We start from the raw sequence: 19,064 nt of genomic DNA, 5'->3' as shown, positions 1-19,064 counted from the left end.
CTTGGACAGGCACAGGCTCGCTACACTGCAGTCATGACTACAAGTACAAACACCCCCGTGAATCGCCCTGACATCACCATTTTTCACAACAGCCGCTGCAGTAATTCGCGCGGCGCGCTGGCGCTGCTGCGCGAGCATGGCATCGAGCCCAATATCGTCGATTACATCGCCACGCCGCTGACGGCGCCAGAGTTGGCAGAGCTGGTGGCACACCTGGGCGTTTCGGTGCGTGACTTGCTACGTACCAAGGAGGCTCAGTTCAAGGAACTGGGTCTGGACAACGCAGCGGTCAGCGATGTCCAGCTGATTCAGGCCGTGGCTGCGCATCCGGTGCTGCTCAATCGACCCATTGTGGTCACTCCCAAGGGGGCCAAGCTTTGTCGCCCGCCGGAGCTGGTGCTGGAGCTCATCTGAGCGAGGTGGGTTGCAGATTGAAAATGGCCTGAACTCCTTGAGCTGCCGATGCAAGCAGCTTCTGGTTCAGGCGCATTGGTGAATACCGCAAGCGCCTAAGTCTCGCCTAAGTGTGGACGTTCAAACTTCCCTTCAACGACACCGATCCGGTGCTTTTTTGAAAGGATGACCATGAACACAATTCTCTCCACACCCCGCCGATTGGTCATGGCCCTGGTGGCCGCAGGTGCGATCGGCGCACTGGGCGCCACCGGCGCCGGCCTGGTGGGAACCCGCAGTGCTGCCCAGGCGCAGGTGACGCAATCTGCGGTGGTTGCACAACCTGCAGCCCTTAACCTGCCTGCGGTGAATGCTCCCAATTTCGCAGATATCACGGCGCGCAACGGAGCGGCCGTGGTCAATATCAGCGTGGTGGGTTCCTCTCGCACCATGAGCGACGATGAAGGCGACCAGACCAGCGAACGTCAGCAACAGGGTCAGGGCATCAGCCCCGATGACCCCTTCCTTGAGTTCTTCCGCCAGTTCGGCTTTCCTGGAATGCCGGGCGGGCAGGGCATGGGGCCACGTGCGCAGCAGCCTGATACACCCATGCGTGGCCAAGGCTCGGGCTTTATCGTCTCCAGCGACGGCGTGATTCTGACCAATGCCCATGTGGTGCATGGCGCAAAGGAAGTGACGGTCAAGCTCAACGACCGTCGCGAGTTCAGGGCCAAGGTGCTGGGAGCCGACCCCAAGACCGATGTGGCGGTACTCAAGATTGACGCTGCCGGGCTGCCCACGGTCAAGCTGGGCCAGACCAGCCAGCTGCGTGTGGGCGACTGGGTGCTGGCGATCGGCTCGCCCTTCGGCTTTGAGAACAGCGTGACGGCGGGTGTGGTGAGCGCCAAGGGACGTTCTCTGCCCGATGATTCCTTTGTTCCCTTCCTGCAGACGGATGTGGCGATCAACCCCGGCAACTCCGGTGGCCCGCTGTTCAACGCACAGGGCGAGGTCGTGGGCATCAACAGCCAGATCTACACCCGCTCGGGCGGGTATCAAGGGGTGTCGTTTGCGATTCCCATTGAGCTGGCAACCCGTGTGCAACAGCAGATTCAGGCAACGGGCAAGGCCCAGCATGCCAAGCTGGGCGTGAGTGTGCAGGAGGTCAATCAGGCCTTTGCCGATTCCTTCAAGCTGGATAAGCCCGAAGGTGCATTGGTGGCTAGTGTCGAAAAGAATGGCCCTGCCGCCAAGGCCGGACTGGAACCGGGCGATGTGGTGCGCAAGGTGGATGGCAAACCCGTTGTTGGTTCGGGCGATCTGCCGGCCTTTATCGGCCAGGCCTTGCCGGGGCAGAAAGTGACGCTGGAAGTCTGGCGCAAGGGTGAATCCAAGACTCTGAGTGCGACCCTTGGCGATGCCAGTGACAAGGCTGCGAAGGTGGCCAAGTCCTCTCCGGACGCTGACAAGGGAAAGCTGGGGCTGGCTTTGCGCCCCCTGCAGCCTGAGGAAAAAAAGCAGATTGGTGTGGAGTCCGGCCTGCTGGTGGCTCATGCCAGCGGTCCGGCTGCAGCGGCAGGCATCAGCCAGGGCGACGTGCTGCTGTCCATCAATGGCGCACCTGCCGGAAATATCGATGAGGTGCGGGCCGCAGTCGCCAAGGCGGACAAGACCGTGGCCGTGCTGATCTGGCGCGATGGCAACAAAATCTTTGTGCCGGTGCGCCTGGGCTGACTGACGCCCTGACTACGTAGAAAACCGCAACCTTCCGGGTTGCGGTTTTTCTTTATCTGCTTTCATTGATTTAAAACAAAAATATCTGAATGAACGAATATTCTATGAATTTCAACATAATGTTGTCATATTTCAAAAAGTGACGAGTTTCAGGAGAAGTAATGCCATAGACTGCCGGGCCAAAGCATTCATTCGTCTTTTTGACGCCGTTTGGTGGCGATTTGGCGTGACCGCAAATACATCGTGACGGCCCTCGGAGCAGGCGCTGCGAGGGGGAAGATTTTTTGGATCAGCAACACAGTCTGCAGGTGCAAGGCCTGGGCGCTTCATATGGTCCACGCGTGGTTTTGGCCGAAGTGGATTTCACACTTCCGCAATCAGGCGTAACCGCATTGCTGGGCCCTGCGGGTACAGGAAAATCCACGCTGCTGCGCACGCTGGCCGGACTGAATGCGGTCAATCCGCGTTTTCGCAGCTGGGGGCAGGTGGTCTATTGCGCTCATCCATTGCGTATGCCTTTGAGCACCGACGGCGTGCAGGTCTTGCCGCGCCTGGTACAGCAGCATGCCCGGCTTATGCGCGCCAACACCCTGGATGCACTGATCGAGAAGGCGCGCCAGAGCGAGTCACGTGCGCCACTGGAGTGGCGTCAGTGGGTGACTGAACAGCTGCAGCACTATGGCTTTGCCGAGCTGGCCCAGGCTCTGGACAAGTCCACCATGCTGTTGAGCGCGGTGCAGCAACGCGCCGTGGCCATTTTGCGCGAGGCCTGGGCCAAGCCGGCGGTGTTGATGATCGATGAGCCCACGGCTGATCTGGAAGGCTATGAGGCATTTTTGCTGCTGGACGTGATCAAGCAGATCGGTCAGCAGCGCAGTGTGCTGCTGATCACGCACCAGCAGCAGCATGCCCAGGCTGCTGCGCAGCAGATGCTGTTGCTCGCAGGCGGGCGGATCCAGGAAGCCGCAGCAATGGCTGCGTTCACTCAGCGGCCGCTCAGTGCCGCCGGTCAGCAATTCCTGCGTACCGGCAGCTGCGCTGTCCCCATGCCGGGTACGCCTTTGAGTGAGCTGGCTGACGATGTGCTGCCGCCACCTCCCTTGCCTGACGCCGCCTTGGCGGCCATTGCCGAATTTTCCGACCTGCCTGCATCTTCGGCCGCAGTGAGTGAGGTCGTGGCTCCCTTCAAATCGGAACCCGTGCTGCCTGCGTCAACGTCGGCCTCTGCACCTGAGCCTGCACTGTCGCAACCGGCAGCGGTTGCGTCATCTGGCCTGTCCGCCACAGCCCGCTACCAGCCTCGCACTGTAAATGCGGCTGTGTTGATGGAAATGCAGCCATTGCTGGCTGCTGAAAATGCCATGCCAGCCAGCCGCGGCCCGAACGGGTTTTCCTGGCTGGTGCCTGGGAGGCTGGCAGGTACGCCCTGGCCGGGCGTGGTCCATGACATGGACGCCGACCTCAAGGCCCTGAATCGTTGCGGCGTCACCATGCTGATCACGTTGACGGAAAAGGACTTCCCGCAGGGTGCCTTGGCCCGCAATGGGCTCAAGAACTTTCACCTGCCGGTCTATGACCACGAGCCACCGACAGTGGCACAGATGCAGATGCTGCTGGCACGCATGTCGGTCGCCCTGCGCCGTGGAGAGGTGCTTGCCGTGCACTGCCTTGCAGGATTGGGTCGTACCGGAACCGTGCTTGCCGCCTGGCTGGTACGCGAGGGCCTGACTGCCGAAGAGGCTTTGCGCCGTGTGCGATTGATTGATGCTCAGTATGTGCAATCCGAGGCACAGGAAGCGCTTCTTTATGAATTCGAAAACGCATTGCTGCAAAAGATGGCGTGATGTTTTCAAGACCACCAAAGCATGGGCGCTGCGGACTGCAAACGGCCATGACGCAAAAGATTAGCAATAGGAAAGTGAGAGCGTAATGAGTTTGGATACCGTGTTGACACAGGCCGTGGCTTCGGTCCCCGAGTGCTTGGCCGCTGGTTATGTGGATGCTGCTTCGGGCATGTTGCTGTCGATCCGTACCGTGGATTCCCATCCGCGTGAGGTGATTGATCTGGTGGCGGCTGCTACGGCCGACCTGTTCAACGGCCCCAATGTCTCCATGATCGAGACCATGTTCAAGCGTTCGCGCGGCCTCAGCGATGATGGTCACCACTATTTTCAGGAAATCATCGTCAACAGTGACAACCTGATTCACGTCTTTCTGCGTAGCAAGGCAGTGCCCGACTATGTGGCAGTCTTTGTCTGCCGCCGTACCGCCAACCTGGGCATGGCATTGACCAAGGCACGTATGGCGATGCCGGGCATCGAAGCTGCGGTGTAACCGGCGGCCCTTCATGTGAGGTGGTGGCTTGCCCGCTTGGGGTGGAGCTGCCTCGCTTGCCGCCTTGCGGGCATGCAGGCTGCGTGCGATGCATCCTTTGTTTCTGGTGCTGGGCATTCCCGCTGTAGCGGCGCTATCCTTGCTCCATGCGTTTACTGCTCGTTGAAGATGACTCCATGATCGGCCAGGCCGTGCTGGCGCTGCTGCGCGGTGAAGGCTATGTGGTGGACTGGGTTCAGGATGGCGCCCAGGCCGATACAGCCTTGCATGGCCACCAGTACGATCTGGTGCTGCTCGACTTGGGCTTGCCCAAGCTTGATGGCTTGCAGGTGCTGCGCCAGTTGCGTGCGCGCAAGGATGCCACGCCGGTGCTGGTGGCGACCGCCAGGGATGCCGTGCGTGACCGCATTGCGGGGCTGGACGCCGGGGCCGATGACTATGTCATCAAACCCTATGACATGGATGAGCTGCTGGCCCGCATTCGCGCGCTAACGCGGCGTGCGGCAGGGCATCTGGATGCGGTGTACGAGCATGAGGGAATCATGCTCAACCCCAATACTCGCGAGGCCAGCGTGAATGGCCAGCCGGTCACTCTGTCTGGTCGTGAATGGGCGGTGCTGCAGGCATTGCTGGCAAGGCCGGGGGCCACGCTGTCACGTCAGCAAATCGAAGACAAACTCTATGGCTGGGGCGACGAGGTCAGCAGCAATGCGGTGGAGGTCTATATCCACGGGTTGCGTAAAAAGCTCGGCGCTGCCGCAGTGCTCAATGTGCGCGGTCTTGGTTACATGGTGCCCAGGCCATGAGCGAAAACCAAGCATTGCAGCAGTTGAAGCTGCCCGGCTCGCTGGGCGGGCGTCTGTTGCTTTTTATCGGCATGGCGATTTTGCTGGTGGCCGTGCTGCAAGGGGTGTTTGCCTATCGCAATGCACTGGCGCAGACAGATACCCTGTTCGACTACCAGATGCAGCAGACGGCGTTTGCACTGCGGGCGGGTCTGCCGGTCGATGCCAAAGGCAGACCGCAGGGAACGCCTCCCGAAGATGAAAACAACGAGTTCATCGTCCAGGTCTGGACCAATGAGGGACTGAGAATTTTCGAGTCGGCTCTGGGTGATGCCTTGCCCCAGATGGCAGTGCTGGGCTTTGCCGATGTGCCTGCGCGTGGCACGATCTACCGTGTGTTTTCACTGCAGACACGCTCTCAGGTGATTCAGATTGCTCAGGACATGCGCGTGCGTCAGATCCTCGCGCGTGAAGCCGCCTGGCGCAGCTTGCTGCCTGTGGTGCTGCTGTTGCCGCTGCTGGCGCTGGCCGTGTGGTGGGTGATTCGCCATTCACTGACTCCCGTGCAGCGGGTGCGCAGGGAGCTGGCCATGCGTCAGCCTCAGGATCTGGCACCCGTTGCGGAGCATGATCTGCCGGATGAGATGCGCCCGCTGGTAGAGGAGCTCAACAGCCTGCTGCAGCGCGTACGGCAGGCTTTTGAGGCACAGCAGAATTTCGTGGCAGATGCTGCGCATGAGCTGCGCTCGCCGCTGGCCGCGTTGCAGCTGCAATTGCAACTGCTGCGCAAAGCGACGGACAGCTCCGAGCGCGAGTCAGCGCAGGCCCGTCTGGCGCAAGGAATCGAGCGCGCCGGGCGACTGGTGGAGCAGTTGCTTGCATTGGCCAGGCAGGAAGCCAGCCCGCAGACTGAAAATGCGCGGCTGGCTGACTTGCGCGTGCTGGTCGAGCAGGCTCTGGCTGATGCCGCGCCTGCTGCCCAGGCCAAGGGGCTGGACATGGGTCTTAGTGAAGACCCGCCGCAGCAGTCCGCATTCAGCGTGGCCGCAGACGCCGAGGCGCTGGCGGTGTTGCTGCGCAATCTGTTGGACAACGCCATCAAATACGTGCCCGCCGGGGGGCGAGTTGATGTGGGCTGGTTGCAGGACGAGCACGGACGTGCACTGGTGGTGGAGGATTCGGGTCCAGGCATTGCACCGGCCGAGCGCCAACGCGTCCTGCAGCGCTTTGTTCGCGGTCATGGGGCTGGTGGCATGGCCGGCGGCAGTGGCCTGGGGCTGGCCATTGCGCAAAGCATTGCGCAAAGCAGCGGTGCCCAGCTGTGGCTTGACGAGTCGCCGCAACTGGGCGGTCTGCGTGTCAGGGTCCTGTGGCCTCAGTCCTAGTCTGACAATCGATTGCTTGAAAATACAGACGTTGGGATCTGGCTTTCATTGCATGATTGAACGATAGTCTCAGTCGAATGAAAGTGATGATGCCTAGGCTTTAGGCTTTGCTTGAGCTGCCGCACTGGTCGTGCGGCCGTACCCCCAAATTGCACCATGCCATCAATTATTCAACGCCTTTCCCAGACCGTCTCCGCATCTCAGAATCTGCCCAGCTTCACGCGACCTCTTCTGGAAATCATGGTGGAAGTGACTGATCTGGAGTCGGCCTATCTCACCACCGTGGATGAGGTGCGCGGTATTCAGAATGTTCTGTATTCCCTCAATACGGGAGAGATGAAGATCCCCGAAGGGCTGGAGGTGCCCTGGCACGACACCTTGTGCAAACGGTCGCTCGACGAAGGGCGTACCTTTACTGACAACGTTGGCGAGTGCTGGGGCGACTCGGATGCAGCGCGTCAACTGGGTATCCAGACTTATGTGAGCACGCCCGTGCGTTTTTCCAATGGTGCGCTGTTCGGCACTTTGTGTGCAGCCAGCGACCATTCAGTCGCGCTGGCAGCGGAGGCCGAGGATCTGCTGCGCCTGTTTGCCAAGATCATTGCAGGCTTTGCCGAGCGCGAGCAACTGGTGAGATCGCTGCAGCATGCCAACGAGGAGCTGGCCTCGTTGGCCATGCTCGATTCCCTGACTGGATTGCCCAATCGCCGCTGCGTGACCGAGGAACTCAACCGACTCATTGCTCATTGCCGCCGCACCCGTGAATGGGTGCTGGTGGGCTTTGTGGATCTTGACCGCTTCAAGCAGATCAATGACCAGTTCGGTCATGAGGCAGGGGATGCATTGCTGCGTGCCATGGCCGAACAACTGCGATCAGGACTGCGCAGCAGTGACATGCTGGCTCGTTTCGGTGGCGATGAATTCGTCATGGTCGGTGCCGGGCCTTTGCTGGATGAAGACGCTGAGGCCGTGATCAGGGAGATGCAGCTGCGATTGAGCAAAGCCTCTGTTGCCCGTTTGCAATTGGCCGACGGGCGTGAGATCGAGTACGCAGGAGCCAGCGTGGGAATGGTCTGCTTGATGCCCGATGACACCGATGTGGATGATGCTTTGCAGAAAGCCGATGCCGCAATGTACAAGGTGAAAGCCGCAAGGCAGAGACTGCCTGAGGTGATCTGACCTGAAAAGACTCCGCAGGGAGTCTTTTTCATTGCGGCGAGATAGTTGCTCGACTCTTGCAAAAGAGGGCTGAGTGCAGGCTTGAAGTCTCGGTAATAATCGTTGGCGGAGGTATCGTTTGTGAAAAATTCGCTCGCAGAAGGTCTGGACTTCGAGGATATGTTCAACCTGGCACCGGTATCGCTCTGGATGGAGGATTACAGCGGCCTGAAACAGATTTTCGATCAATGGCGGGCGCAGGGGGTGAGCGATCTGCTCAGCTTTCTCAAAGAGGATCCGGAACGGCTCAGGCTTTGCAGTCAGTCCTACAAGGTGCTGCGGGTCAATCAGTACACGCTGGACCTGTTCAAGGCCGAAGATGAGGAAACCCTGAAGAGCCGGCTTAGCGAGGTCTTTCGCGGCGACATGCTCGACAGCATCATGAATGAACTGGTCGCTCTCTGGGAGGGGGTGCTCAGTTTCGAGACCCGTTCGGTCAACTATGCCCTGGATGGACGGCGGCTCGATGTGCAGGTGAGGGCGCGTGTACTGCCGGGCTACGAGCAAAGCTGGAGCCGGGTGCTGGTCTCTCTGGAGGATGTGACGGCGGAGGTGCAGAGCACGGTGAAGCTGCAGCGCAGCGAGCAATACGCCAGAGACCTGTTCGAGTACTCCCCGGTGTCGCTGTGGGTTGAGGACTTCAGCGTGGTCAAGCGCCTGATGGACGATGTGCGAGCGCGCGGAATCACCGATTTCCGGACTTTTCTGAAAGTGCATCCGGAATTCGTGACCCGCTGCATGCAGGAAATCCAGGTGCTCGATGTCAATCGCCAGACGCTGCAAATGCTCGGTGCCGAGAGCAAGCAGCAACTGCTGCAGAATCTGTCCAAGGTTTTCAGGGGCGAAATGTACGATTCGTTTGCCGAGCAGCTGATAGACCTTTGGGAGGGGAAGCTGGTGCAGCAGCGGGAAGTGGTGAACTACGGGCTGGCTGGCGATGTGCTCCATATTCATATGGAGTTCGCCATCATGAGCAGCCACGCGGAGAAGTGGGGTTTGGTTCTGCTGTCACTCGTGGATATCACCGCTCGCAAGAAGGCTGAGGCTTATCTTGAATATCTGGGCAAGCATGATGTGTTGACCCAGTTGCGCAACCGCGCTTTCTATACCGAAGAGCTCAACAGGCTGTCGCGCAAAGGGCCCTGGCCCTTGTCCATGCTTGCCATAGATATGAATGGACTCAAGGTCGTCAACGACGAGCATGGGCATACTGCAGGCGATGCCATGCTCAGGCGTATGGGCGAAGTTCTCTCCAAGGCAGTGGATGCGCCGGCCTGCGCCGCCCGCATTGGTGGTGATGAGTTTGTCGTGCTATTGCCGGGAACTGATGAACGTGGTGCCGTGGCATTGCAGGAGCGCATCTTGTCCTTGCTGGAGTTGAACAATCAGTTCTATCCGGGTCACAGCATCCAGGTTTCCATGGGCCATGCCTGTGGCCTGGAAGGCACGCCGATAGAAAGCATTGTTCAAGGGGCGGACAAGGCCATGTATGCTGAAAAAGCACGCCTTTACCGGGACAAGGAGCGCGACAGGCGTGTGAGTTCAGCCTGAGCTCAGATATGCGTCAATCAAGCTCCACTTCGCGTTGCGGTCTGACTCGTTGGCAGGAGCTTGTAGCAGGTTGGGATCTCCCAGCCTGTCGAGACAAAGGTGATCTGCCAAGTGTTGGAAGTGCCACCAGACACAAGAGTTCTTCATGACTGCTTGAGTCTTGCCTTGAAATATCACGGGAGAAGTCTATGAAAGTCATCGGGCTTGCCATGTTCGCCGCAATCGCCGTCAGTGCCTGCAGTTCTGCGCCGTCTCAAGACGCAGACCGTGAAGTTGCATTCACCTGTGCAAACGGAGAATCCATTTCGGTGCGTTTCTCGCCTGCCAACAGCAAAGCAGTCTTGATGCGCGGCGGTCAAGGCATAGAGCTTCCACAGCAGCCAAGCGGCTCCGGATTTGTTTACAGCAACGGGCCCAATACCATCCGAGGAAAAGGACTGGATCTGACGGTCGAGGTCGGCCGCATGGTGCCGATTCAATGCAAGGCCCGGTAAGAGGCCCTCTGACTATCGCCGGAATTCCACCCCATCCATGCACATGTACTCGGTTGCGGGCGCAGACCCTTGAGACGCATTTGGCGTTCGCCGTCATCTGACGCTGGAATTTTCTTGAGTGGCTAGCCTTTGCTGCAGGGCTGGGCTGCTTATGTTGCCAGCTGTTTTTGCAGCTCCTCGACAAAGCATTGCGTGCGTTCCGAAGGTGCCGAATGACTGGGCAGTGCCAGCACCACCTCTACTGAGCACTCGGGCAGGAACGGTTTGATGCAGAGGCTTGACGCAAATGTTGCCGCCACGTAGGGGTTCACTACGCCCAAGCCTGTACCTTGCGCGGCAAGGCAGCAGATGGTGGAGGAGTAGGTGGTTTCGACAGTTGAGCTGGGGCGGACATCATGCTCGAGCATGGTTCGCTGCAGCTGCAGGTAGATGTTGTCGTCGGAATTCAAGGTCAGCAGCAGCTGGTTTTCCAGGTCCTGGACATGCAGGCTGCTGTGCTGTGCCAGCGGATGGCCTGGATGCATGACGCAGACGGCCTGGGTCTGATGCAGAACGCTTGCGTTGAGTTCAGGGGAGCCAATGGCCATGGTACTGACGACCAGGTCAAACTGGCCGTGCAGCAGTCCTTCCCGAAGATGTGTAGTACCTAGCGTCTGCAGGCTGATGTGTGTACCCGGGTAGTGCAGCAGAAAATTGTGCAGGGCCGCGGGAACGATGGACAGTCCCAGTGCCGGGGTGCAGCCTATGCGCAGAGTGCCTGCACCGAACTGCCGCAGCCCCTGAAGATCGCGCTCAATGCGGTCCAGACCTACGAAATGTTGCTGCACCGTCGAAAAGAGCTCCCGTGCCTCTGCAGTCGGGCGCAGCCGCCCTTTATGCATATCAAACAGCTTCAGGTCCGCGCCGGTCTGCATCTGAGCCAGCAGACGGCTGATGGACGGCTGCGTGGTGTGCAGCAGCTGCGCAGCGGCGGTCGTGGTGCCGGTTTGCATCACGGCACGAAATGCTTCAATTTCTTTAAAACTCAAAGGGCGTGGCATGGCGCAACCGGTTTGATGCTGAGGATGAAGGGTATACCAACCACGTATAGATGAGTTTGAAAAATGAATTTTTCCGAGTAGGTTAGGCTTTCTACACTGACTTCCATACGAATAAGTGCATGCGTTTTCAGGAGTTGAGGGCGCATCAATCAATCCAAGGAGTCATTAGATGGTTTGCATTAGCGCTCGTCGCTCTCTGTGTCTGGGAGTGCTGGCTGCCGCAACGTTGGCGAGCGTCGGCTCGGCCTGGGCTGAAGGCAGCTCCGCATATCCCAATCCTGCTCGTCAAATTCGCATCATCGTGCCGTTCACTGCGGGTGGCAGCTCGGACGTGCAGGCCCGTATGCTTGCCGACAGGCTCGGCCGTATGTGGAATCAAGCCGTGGTGGTTGAGAACAAGCCAGGTGCAGGCGGCCATCTGGGTGGGAAATACGTGTCCGATCAGCCGGCGGACGGCTACACGCTGATGGTGGGATCCATCGGATTGCATGCTGCTTACGGGGTTTACAAGAAACTGCCTTACGACCCTGCCAAGGAGTTGCGCGTTGTCACCGTGCTGGCGGAGATGCCTCATGTCGTGGTTGCAACCCCCAACCTGCCGGTCAAGAATCTGCAGGAGCTGACCGAGCTGGCCAAGAAGGATCCAGGCAGCATCAATTTTGGCTCTGCTGGCGTGGGCTCGTCGGTTCACATGATGGGAGAGCTGTACAAGCTCCAGTCCGGCGCTCCCATTGTTCATGTTCCCTATCGTGGAAGCTCGGCAGCGCTCAATGATTTGCTCGGTGGCCAGATTCAGCTGATGTTCGAGAACCCTCCGACAGTGCTGGCTCATGTCAAGGGCGGCAAGCTCAAGGCGCTGGCGGTGACCGGCAATGAGCGCCTGGCGGCGCTGCCGGATGTGCAGACGACCGGTGAGGCAGGAATGAAGGACTATGTAGCCACATCATGGACCACGGTTGCCGTGTCCTCCAAGGTGCCTCAGGCCCTCGTGCACAAGCTCAGTGAAGACATCCGCAAGGTGGTCAATACACCCGAGTTCCGCAAGGGGCTGCAGGATCAAGGGATGAGTGCCGTGGCCAATACCCTGGCAGAAGCGCAAAGCTTTGTGGCCAAGGAAAAGCAGCGTTGGGACCAGGTGATCGCTGCCGGAAAGATTACGGCGAATTAACCAGAGCCGGGCTTCTTCATGCCCTACATCGCTTTCGAGTCGCAGCCAGTCGCTGCGACGCTACTGCTTGATATCCAATGACGACCTCTTCTCATTCTTCTTTTGCTCCCTGCCGACGCGTGGGTGACGGCAGCCTTCATCATTTCTTCGGCTACTACAACAAGTCCAACTGGGACAAAGGCAATCGCCTGCTGGCAGCCCAGCAAACGCCCTGGATGGACATTTACCTGACGCCAGAGGTCAAGGCCACGATTGGCTATTTCGACACTCAGGACGGTGACCGCTTTCACGCAGTGGGCGAGACCGGTGCCTGGAACTTCCAGATGGGCAGCCAGCTGCAGTGGTTAGATGGCGCACCGGGTCGCAAGCTGATCTATAACGATCGCACGGGCGATATGTCAGCCCGTTACCCGGGCTTTGGCGCCGTAGTGGTGGATGTGGATACGCAAGAGCGCCGAGTTCTGCCCATGCCCGTGTATGTGGTTGCACCCAGCAGTGCCTGGGCGCTGTCGGTCAACTACCGGCGCCTGTACATCACGCACGAGACCATTGGTTACAGCGAGCCGGGACAGCCTTATGAATTGCCTCTGGCGCCCGCAGATGACGGCATCTGGTGCATGGAGCTGGCGACAGGTGATTCCCGGTTGCTGGTCAGCTATGAGCAACTCAAGGCATTCCATCATGTGTCGTCGATGGACAAGGCCATCCACTGGGTCAGTCATATCGAGATCAACCCGGCTTCTTCACGCATCCTGTTTTTGCATCGATGGACAGAACGTGTGAAGGATGAGACCTGCTTCCTGCATCGCCTGATCACCATGAACCCGGACGGTTCGGACATGCGCTTGCTGGAGTGCTCCGATCATCCGCTGCCGCAGCTGGCTGACGACTTCGACCCCAGTGCCGCAGGCACGTTTGACTATGAAAAGTCGGAGCACCAGATCTCTCATCCCTTGTGGCAGGACAACGAGCACATCATTGTCTGGGGGCCACATGCCGGCGAGATTCACTACCACCTCTATCACGATGTTGAAGGAGGAGAGGTGAAAGTGATTGGTCGCGATGTGCTGGTGGAAAACGGCCATATGACGTTCTCGCCGGTGAGTACCCGCTGGATGCTGAGTGACACCTATCCAGATGACAGGACACACGAGCGCTTTCTGTTCCTTTTCGACATGCAGACCGGCGAGCGTCGCAATCTGGGCAGTTTCTATGCCACTCCGGAGCTGAGCAAGGAAAACCGCTGTGACCTGCATCCACGTTGGAGTCGTGATGGCAAGCAGGTGTGCATTGACTCGGTGCATGAGAGCCAGCGCCAGATGTATGTGCTGGATGTCTCGTCGATCGTGGAGGCGGCCTGATATTGAAAGCAGCGCTATCGGTGATGATGGTTCTGGTGATCCGAGCTGCGGTGTGCTTCAAGAGGGAAAATTCCGGAGCTCGATGTCTTCGTCTGCGCGAGTGAGCTGCCGCGAAGGAGCTCTGGGCGTTGAGGGCTGAGATGCCTGTCCTTGTGGCGCACAGCAAGTACGGCTCTGCTCCATGTGCTGGCGCTGCTCTCGGTAGCTGCAGACTTTGTCTTCGGCGTGCATGAGAGCTCAGGCGACTGGGCTAGAATTCCTGCATCGGGAAAGCAGCCTCCCGTCCCGCAAGGGTAGACGGTGTCTCGTCCAAGAGCTGGATATTCCCTATGGAGCTTTTATGGACACCGCTTTGCCCAGGCCCACCGATCCGGTTGCGCCAGCCTCTCTTTCGCTTTCAGAAGCGCTGCGTTTCTGGTTGAAGCTTGGATTCATCAGCTTTGGCGGCCCCGCAGGTCAAATAGCACTCATGCATGAGGAGCTGGTAGACCGCCGTCGATGGATTTCCGAGAAGCGATTTCTCCACGCCCTTAACTACTGCATGTTGCTGCCGGGGCCCGAGGCTCAACAGCTTGCAACGTATCTGGGATGGCTGCTGCACCGGACATGGGGTGGCATTTTGGCAGGGGTTCTTTTTGTCCTGCCATCGCTGTTCATCATCATTGCTCTGGCCTGGCTGTATATGGCCCACGGGGACATGCCGGTCATTGCGGGCATTTTCTATGGCATCAAGCCCGCTGTGACAGCGCTTGTGGCACAGGCAGCCTACCGAGTGGGCTCCAGGTCGCTCAAGAGCAGCTGGCATTGGGGCATTGCGGCTGCTGCGTTTGTCGCCATTTTCGCGCTCAATGTTCCGTTTCCGCTTATCGTCATTGCGGCTGCAGCCATCGGTTTCATCGGTGGCAAATTGCGACCTGAGGTCTTTGGTGGCTCCAGCCATGAAAAAAGCGATGCGCGTCAGCCAGTCGGGGCCGCATTGATCGATGACGACACTCCAACTCCGCCGCATGCACAATTTTCCTGGCGAGGATTCTGGAGGGTGTCGCTGGTCTGCCTGACGCTGTGGGGCAGCGCAATGGGCGTGCTCGCCACGGCGTTTGGTCTGGAATCACCGCTGGTACAAATGGGATGGTTCTTTACCAAGGCTGCGCTGATGACTTTTGGGGGCGCATATGCGGTGCTTCCCTATGTTTACCAAGGCGCGGTGGAGAACTTTCATTGGTTGACTGCAACACAAATGATCGATGGCCTGGCGTTGGGGGAGACTACTCCGGGCCCTCTCATCATGGTGGTGTCCTTTGTGGCTTTTGTGGGCGGCTGGACAAAAGCGATCTTCGGTGTGGATTCGCTGCTGCTCGCTGGAGTCGTCGCTGCAGTGATCGTGACCTTCTTCACTTTTCTGCCGTCGTTCTTTTTCATTTTCCTGGGTGGTCCCTTTATCGAGTCCACCCACGGCAATCTGAAATTCACTGCGCCATTGGTCGGAATCACCGCTGCGGTCGTGGGTGTCATTCTGAATCTGGCGGTCTTCTTTGCCTACCACGTAGTTTGGCCCCAAGGCTTCGCAGGACACATAGAGTGGCCGTCGATTGCCATTGGTCTGGCAGCAGGCATCGCGTTGCTCCGCTTCAAGATCAATGTCATCTACGTCATTGTGGCGGCAGGGCTGACAGGATTGCTTGCGCAGTTGTTGTGATCGCTCAAGCCCCTGGTCTGGGGGGCGAGTCGTGGGGCATTTTGCGACTGCCATAGGCTGGGAGCGCTGGTTAAACTTGTCTTACCCCACCATCAACCAGGTTCCTGCCTCTATGCCACGAATCGCGCTGATGTTAATGCCGCATAGGTCCAGATGATGCCTACTGTCAAATCCATCATCCCGCCTGAACTTGCACCAACCCTGTTCAAGAGCGCCAAAGCCTTCGAGGCCTGGCTGAAGAAGAATCACGCTACTTCCGAAGGTCTCTGGCTAAAGATCGCCAAGCGAGGCTCCAACGAGCCCAGTGTCACCTACCCCGAAGCGGTGGAGATTGCGCTGTGTTGGGGCTGGATCGATGGACAGAAGAAAAGTCTTGACGATCAACACTATCTCCAGCGCTTCACGCCGAGGCGCGCGCGAAGTGTCTGGTCGAGAATCAATGTCAACAAGGTACAGGCACTCATTGAAGCGGGCCGCATGCAGGCCCCGGGTCAGGCTCAGATAGAGGCAGCCAAGGCTGACGGGCGCTGGGCGCGGGCCTACGACGGTGCGCGTACGTCCACGGTGCCCGAGGATCTGCAGGCTGCGCTGAATGCCGAGCCGGCCGCCAAGGCCTTCTTTGCAAGCATCAATGCCTCTAATCGCTACGCGATACTGTGGCGTATCCAGACTGCCGCGAGAGCCGAGACGCGCGCCAGACGCATCGCTCAGCTGGTGGAGATGCTTGCCCGTGGCGAAACCATCCATCTCTTCAAGCCGCGTGCCAAGGCTTGATTGCGAAGTACGCATGCGTTGGGCATTTTGCATTGAGCGGCCCGCGCTCCTGTTGCTGTCTGGTTGCCTGCGGCGAAAAGCATGACTCATATACCAGCGCCAGAGAAGGGCTGGTCGATATTCACGTCGATGAGGGCAAGGGCTGGGTGGCGAGGGGGAGATGAAGCCAGGAGGCAAAACTGGGGGCATCTGAAATGTGCCCCCAATTTTTAAAAATGTGCCCCCAAATGTGCCCCCTGATGCCCCCGGATTGCGGCACACTTCTACGGACTCCGATGCACTTCAAATTGAGGTCTACAGAGGAGAAAAAGAAAAAGGCCGGAAGGTTATGCACCTTCGCGGCCTTGAATTTGGTCCCCCCGACAGGAATCGAACCTGTATCTGTCGCTTAGGAGGCGACCGTTCTATCCATTGAACTACAGGGAGTGACTAGAGATTGTATCCGCGATTTTTCCTGGCTTTCCCTCTGTGCTGCTAATCCAATATCATCCTGTCTCATTTAGTCAGTGATACGGCGTGATACGGTGTATCACTTCTAGCGGAGATACAGCGGTGGCAAGCATCACAAAGATCGGTGACAGGTGGCGGGCACTGATCCGTCGCAGAGGGTTCCCATCATATTGCAAGACGTTCGGGACCAAGGCGCAGGCCGAGAATTGGGCGCGCCGCATTGAATCCGACATTGATGAAGGCATGGCTCCGCGCATCGAGAACGTGCTCGGGAAAAAGCTCCTGATCAGCACTGTGATCGACGCGTATGTGTCGATGCGGGAAGCCTCCGGTCGATCGGTGCGAGACACATCCAATGAGTACTACACGTTGCTGAGACTCAAGCGCGAGCTGGGCACGCTCGATGCGATGACGTTGACGCCGCAGATCCTGGTCGGCTTCTGCCAGATGCGCGCCGAAGAGGGGGCTGGTGGATACACCATCAGCATGGATCTCACCAAGCTGAGCACGGTGATGCGATATGCAGGCCCGTATCTCAAGGTCAAGATCCCCAACATCGTGGCCGAGGCCCGGCCATTGCTCAATCACCTCAAACTGATATCACCAGGTGGTGTGCGTGATCGTCGACCTGAAGCCGAGGAGTTGGACGAGATTCTTGCGTACCTGGTCAAGCGCAGGGGGCAGGGCTATGCGGACTTTGTCGAGTTCGCCTCCTACTCGGCCATGCGCCGCGGCGAGGTCTGCAAGCTGTTGTTTTGCGAGCTGGATGAAGCCAAGCGCATGGTGTTGGTGCGCAATCGCAAAGATCCGCGCAAGAAGCAGGGCAACGACATGTGGGTGCCGCTACTCGGCAGGGCTTGGGAGATCGTCCAGGCACAGCCGCGTGATGATGTGCTGGGCCGAATCTTCCCGCTCCATCCTCAGACAGTCAGCAAGTATTTTCGGGAGGCCTGCAAGGAACTGGGGATAGATAACTTGAAGCTGCACGACATGCGGCACGAGAGTACCAGTTTACTGTTTGAGGCCGGTTATCAGATCCCTGAGGTGGCCCTGGTCACCGGCCACAAGAAGTGGGAAAACTTGAAGCGTTACACGAATCTGAGACCTGAAGATTTGCATGAGGGTCCGGCGAGCAAGCGGTGAATAAGTTGCGAGCAGATATAGTGCTCGTAACAAATTTGTACATGCTCAGATCTATTGAGCCCAGAGGCGAGCAATGTCGGTAAAACAGGTTCAACCCGAGAAAGCAAGATGACTCCGCGATCTAGTACTCTTTTCCATTTCACCAAAAACCGCGAGACACTGAAGTACATCCTTGCTGGTGGTTTCTGGCCTCGATACTGTGTTGAAGACACGAGATGGGTCGGCCAGGAAGATGCACCGACGATCGCTTTTCCGATGGTTTGCTTCTGCGACATCCCCCTGTCCCGCATCTCGGACCATGTGAACTTCTATGGGCAATATGGTCTGGGTATGACGCGCGAATGGGCGGATGCCAACTCACTCAATCCTGTGCTGTATGTTGCCGGTCCCAATCCGGTCAGTACAGAGCTGCGTGCAATGAACGGGCATATCAACAAACTCGGTCGTGAAGACAAGGCGATGGCAAAGGACTCTCTTCGCTATCTGTATTCGCACGTCAAGCCTTCAAGAGGCATCATGGTGGTTGAGGGAAAGCCGGCAGAAAAGGATTTTTACCTGGAGTCCGAATGGCGGCATGTTCCCAAATCAGCGGAAATTCAGGCTTACTTGAATGCGGCAGTCTTTGAAGATCCCGATCGTTTGGCGGGGCATAACCAAAGAACAAGCGATCACTGCCGATTGATGTTCACACCGAAGGACGTGAAGTACATCTTCGTTAGCAACGATTCAGACATTCCAGACTTGATTAACTTCATCAACTCGGAGGCTATGGACAAACATCCCCGTGCCGATACCAGAGTTCTTATGTCTAGAGTCACATCGCTTGAGAGCATTCAAGCCGATTTATGAATTGACACCCGTGGTGCGAAGGTCGAGTCGTAGTACTTTGATGAAAGCGATGTATGAATGATGCACACATTGGAGCAATCATTAGTGCCGGTGCTGGCATCACCGGCGTGCTATTGGGTAATGCGTTCGTCGCCATCAAAGAGTGGTGGAAGGACCATAAAAAAGACGACCGAGACAGCACTTACCTCGCGATCCTTGTCGTGTCGCACCTGGATCGCTTTGCGAGCGGGTGTTGCAGTGTCGCAATGGATGACGGCACTTCAGAAGGCAGACCGGCTGGGGAGAATGGATCTCATCAAGCAACTGTGACACCACCGGAGTTTTCACCGCTCGAAATCGATGTCGAGTGGAAGGTCTTGCCTAAAGACTTGATGTACGAGATTCTGCAGATTCCTGACCGGCGTGAACGCCTTCAGAGTCGGCTGTCAGGTATCGCTGAGTTTGACTTCCCACCTGACTACACGGAATACTTTTGGGCCCGAAGGCGCGACTATGCGGAACTGGGGCTGCATGTTTCAGCAATAGCGAAAAGGCTGCGTGAGCATGCCGGTATGCCCATAGAGCTGCCGGCGGAGGGGGAATGGAATCGCGAGGCTGCAATGCAGGAGGTGATCGATAGGATTGATGCATTGAGAGCTGACCAAGAGAAACGGAACTTGGCGTTGGTCGCTGCCCTGTAGCGGCCCCGC

17 protein-coding genes and 1 tRNA gene are annotated in these 19,064 nt (G+C 58.0%); 16 read left to right on the top strand and 2 right to left on the bottom strand.

The annotated features are described in order from the left end of the window. Positions 1-33 precede the first annotated feature (33 nt). From arsC to MPZ60_RS20895, 9 genes are all read left to right on the top strand, one after another. Positions 34-414 carry an arsenate reductase (glutaredoxin) gene (gene arsC, locus MPZ60_RS20935; protein ID WP_045838634.1) on the top strand — a complete coding sequence of 127 codons (381 nt, stop codon included), beginning with the start codon at positions 34-36 and terminating at the stop codon, positions 412-414. Between the two features lie 171 nt (positions 415-585). Beyond that, positions 586-2,127, top strand: a complete 1,542-nt coding sequence (locus MPZ60_RS20930) for a Do family serine endopeptidase (RefSeq protein WP_034354003.1) — start codon at positions 586-588, stop codon at positions 2,125-2,127. Positions 2,128-2,411: 284 nt separating this feature from the next. Beyond that, positions 2,412-3,971, top strand: a complete 1,560-nt coding sequence (locus MPZ60_RS20925) for an ATP-binding cassette domain-containing protein (RefSeq protein ID WP_034353908.1) — start codon at positions 2,412-2,414, stop codon at positions 3,969-3,971. 85 nt (positions 3,972-4,056) lie between these two features. Then, on the top strand, positions 4,057-4,461 hold the full coding sequence (locus MPZ60_RS20920) for a hypothetical protein (RefSeq protein WP_012839717.1): 405 nt from the start codon (positions 4,057-4,059) through the stop codon (positions 4,459-4,461). A gap of 146 nt (positions 4,462-4,607) precedes the next feature. Further along, positions 4,608-5,267, top strand: a complete 660-nt coding sequence (locus MPZ60_RS20915; protein ID WP_034353903.1) for a response regulator transcription factor — start codon at positions 4,608-4,610, stop codon at positions 5,265-5,267. Beyond that, positions 5,264-6,631 carry an ATP-binding protein gene (locus tag MPZ60_RS20910; RefSeq protein WP_034353899.1) on the top strand — a complete coding sequence of 456 codons (1,368 nt, stop codon included), beginning with the start codon at positions 5,264-5,266 and terminating at the stop codon, positions 6,629-6,631. Before MPZ60_RS20915 ends, MPZ60_RS20910 begins: the two co-directional genes overlap by 4 nt. A 156-nt stretch (positions 6,632-6,787) precedes the next feature. Beyond that, positions 6,788-7,810 (top strand): sensor domain-containing diguanylate cyclase, encoded by a 1,023-nt coding sequence (locus MPZ60_RS20905; RefSeq protein WP_034353895.1) that lies wholly within the window; start codon positions 6,788-6,790, stop codon positions 7,808-7,810. A 120-nt stretch (positions 7,811-7,930) separates the two neighbouring features. After that, positions 7,931-9,400 (top strand): GGDEF domain-containing protein, encoded by a 1,470-nt coding sequence (locus tag MPZ60_RS20900; protein ID WP_034354000.1) that lies wholly within the window; start codon positions 7,931-7,933, stop codon positions 9,398-9,400. Between the two features lie 188 nt (positions 9,401-9,588). Beyond that, the gene (locus tag MPZ60_RS20895) at positions 9,589-9,894 is read left to right on the top strand and encodes an MliC family protein (RefSeq protein WP_034353892.1); all 306 of its coding nucleotides are present in this window, start codon (positions 9,589-9,591) and stop codon (positions 9,892-9,894) included. 149 nt (positions 9,895-10,043) lie between these two features. Here MPZ60_RS20895 and MPZ60_RS20890 read toward each other — a convergent pair whose 3' ends face one another. Continuing rightward, a complete protein-coding gene (locus tag MPZ60_RS20890) occupies positions 10,044-10,934 on the bottom strand; it encodes a LysR family transcriptional regulator (RefSeq protein WP_034353889.1) in 891 nt (296 codons plus the stop codon). 169 nt (positions 10,935-11,103) lie between these two features. On the opposite strand from MPZ60_RS20890, the gene MPZ60_RS20885 reads away from it, so the two are divergent. From MPZ60_RS20885 to MPZ60_RS20870, 4 genes are all read left to right on the top strand, one after another. Further along, the gene (locus tag MPZ60_RS20885) at positions 11,104-12,102 is read left to right on the top strand and encodes a tripartite tricarboxylate transporter substrate binding protein (RefSeq protein ID WP_034353886.1); all 999 of its coding nucleotides are present in this window, start codon (positions 11,104-11,106) and stop codon (positions 12,100-12,102) included. Between the two features lie 77 nt (positions 12,103-12,179). Next, a complete protein-coding gene (locus tag MPZ60_RS20880; protein WP_034353883.1) occupies positions 12,180-13,463 on the top strand; it encodes a hypothetical protein in 1,284 nt (427 codons plus the stop codon). 340 nt (positions 13,464-13,803) lie between these two features. Further along, on the top strand, positions 13,804-15,159 hold the full coding sequence (chrA, locus tag MPZ60_RS20875; RefSeq protein ID WP_034353880.1) for a chromate efflux transporter: 1,356 nt from the start codon (positions 13,804-13,806) through the stop codon (positions 15,157-15,159). A gap of 153 nt (positions 15,160-15,312) precedes the next feature. After that, positions 15,313-15,933 (top strand): YdeI family protein, encoded by a 621-nt coding sequence (locus tag MPZ60_RS20870; protein ID WP_052057587.1) that lies wholly within the window; start codon positions 15,313-15,315, stop codon positions 15,931-15,933. A 351-nt stretch (positions 15,934-16,284) separates the two neighbouring features. On the opposite strand, the gene MPZ60_RS20865 is transcribed toward MPZ60_RS20870, so the two are convergent. Next, positions 16,285-16,359, bottom strand: a tRNA-Arg gene (locus MPZ60_RS20865). A 126-nt stretch (positions 16,360-16,485) separates the two neighbouring features. Between MPZ60_RS20865 and MPZ60_RS20860 the strand changes: the two genes are divergently transcribed. From MPZ60_RS20860 to MPZ60_RS20850, 3 genes are all read left to right on the top strand, one after another. Further along, entirely contained in the window at positions 16,486-17,526 is a 1,041-nt protein-coding gene (locus tag MPZ60_RS20860; protein WP_242881965.1) for a site-specific integrase, read from the top strand. Positions 17,527-17,634: 108 nt separating this feature from the next. Next, positions 17,635-18,375 (top strand): abortive infection system antitoxin AbiGi family protein, encoded by a 741-nt coding sequence (locus tag MPZ60_RS20855; RefSeq protein ID WP_242881966.1) that lies wholly within the window; start codon positions 17,635-17,637, stop codon positions 18,373-18,375. Positions 18,376-18,428: 53 nt separating this feature from the next. Further along, positions 18,429-19,055: a hypothetical protein gene (locus tag MPZ60_RS20850; RefSeq protein ID WP_242881967.1), complete on the top strand. Its 627-nt coding sequence runs from the start codon at positions 18,429-18,431 to the stop codon at positions 19,053-19,055. Positions 19,056-19,064: the final 9 nt, after the last annotated feature.

Origin of the sequence: Comamonas sp. 7D-2 (genome assembly GCF_022749555.1) — a bacterium.
Taxonomy (GTDB): domain Bacteria; phylum Pseudomonadota; class Gammaproteobacteria; order Burkholderiales; family Burkholderiaceae_C; genus Comamonas; species Comamonas thiooxydans.
The sequence above is the reverse complement of the archived record's forward strand: the minus strand, read 5'-3'. Positions and strand labels throughout refer to the sequence as shown.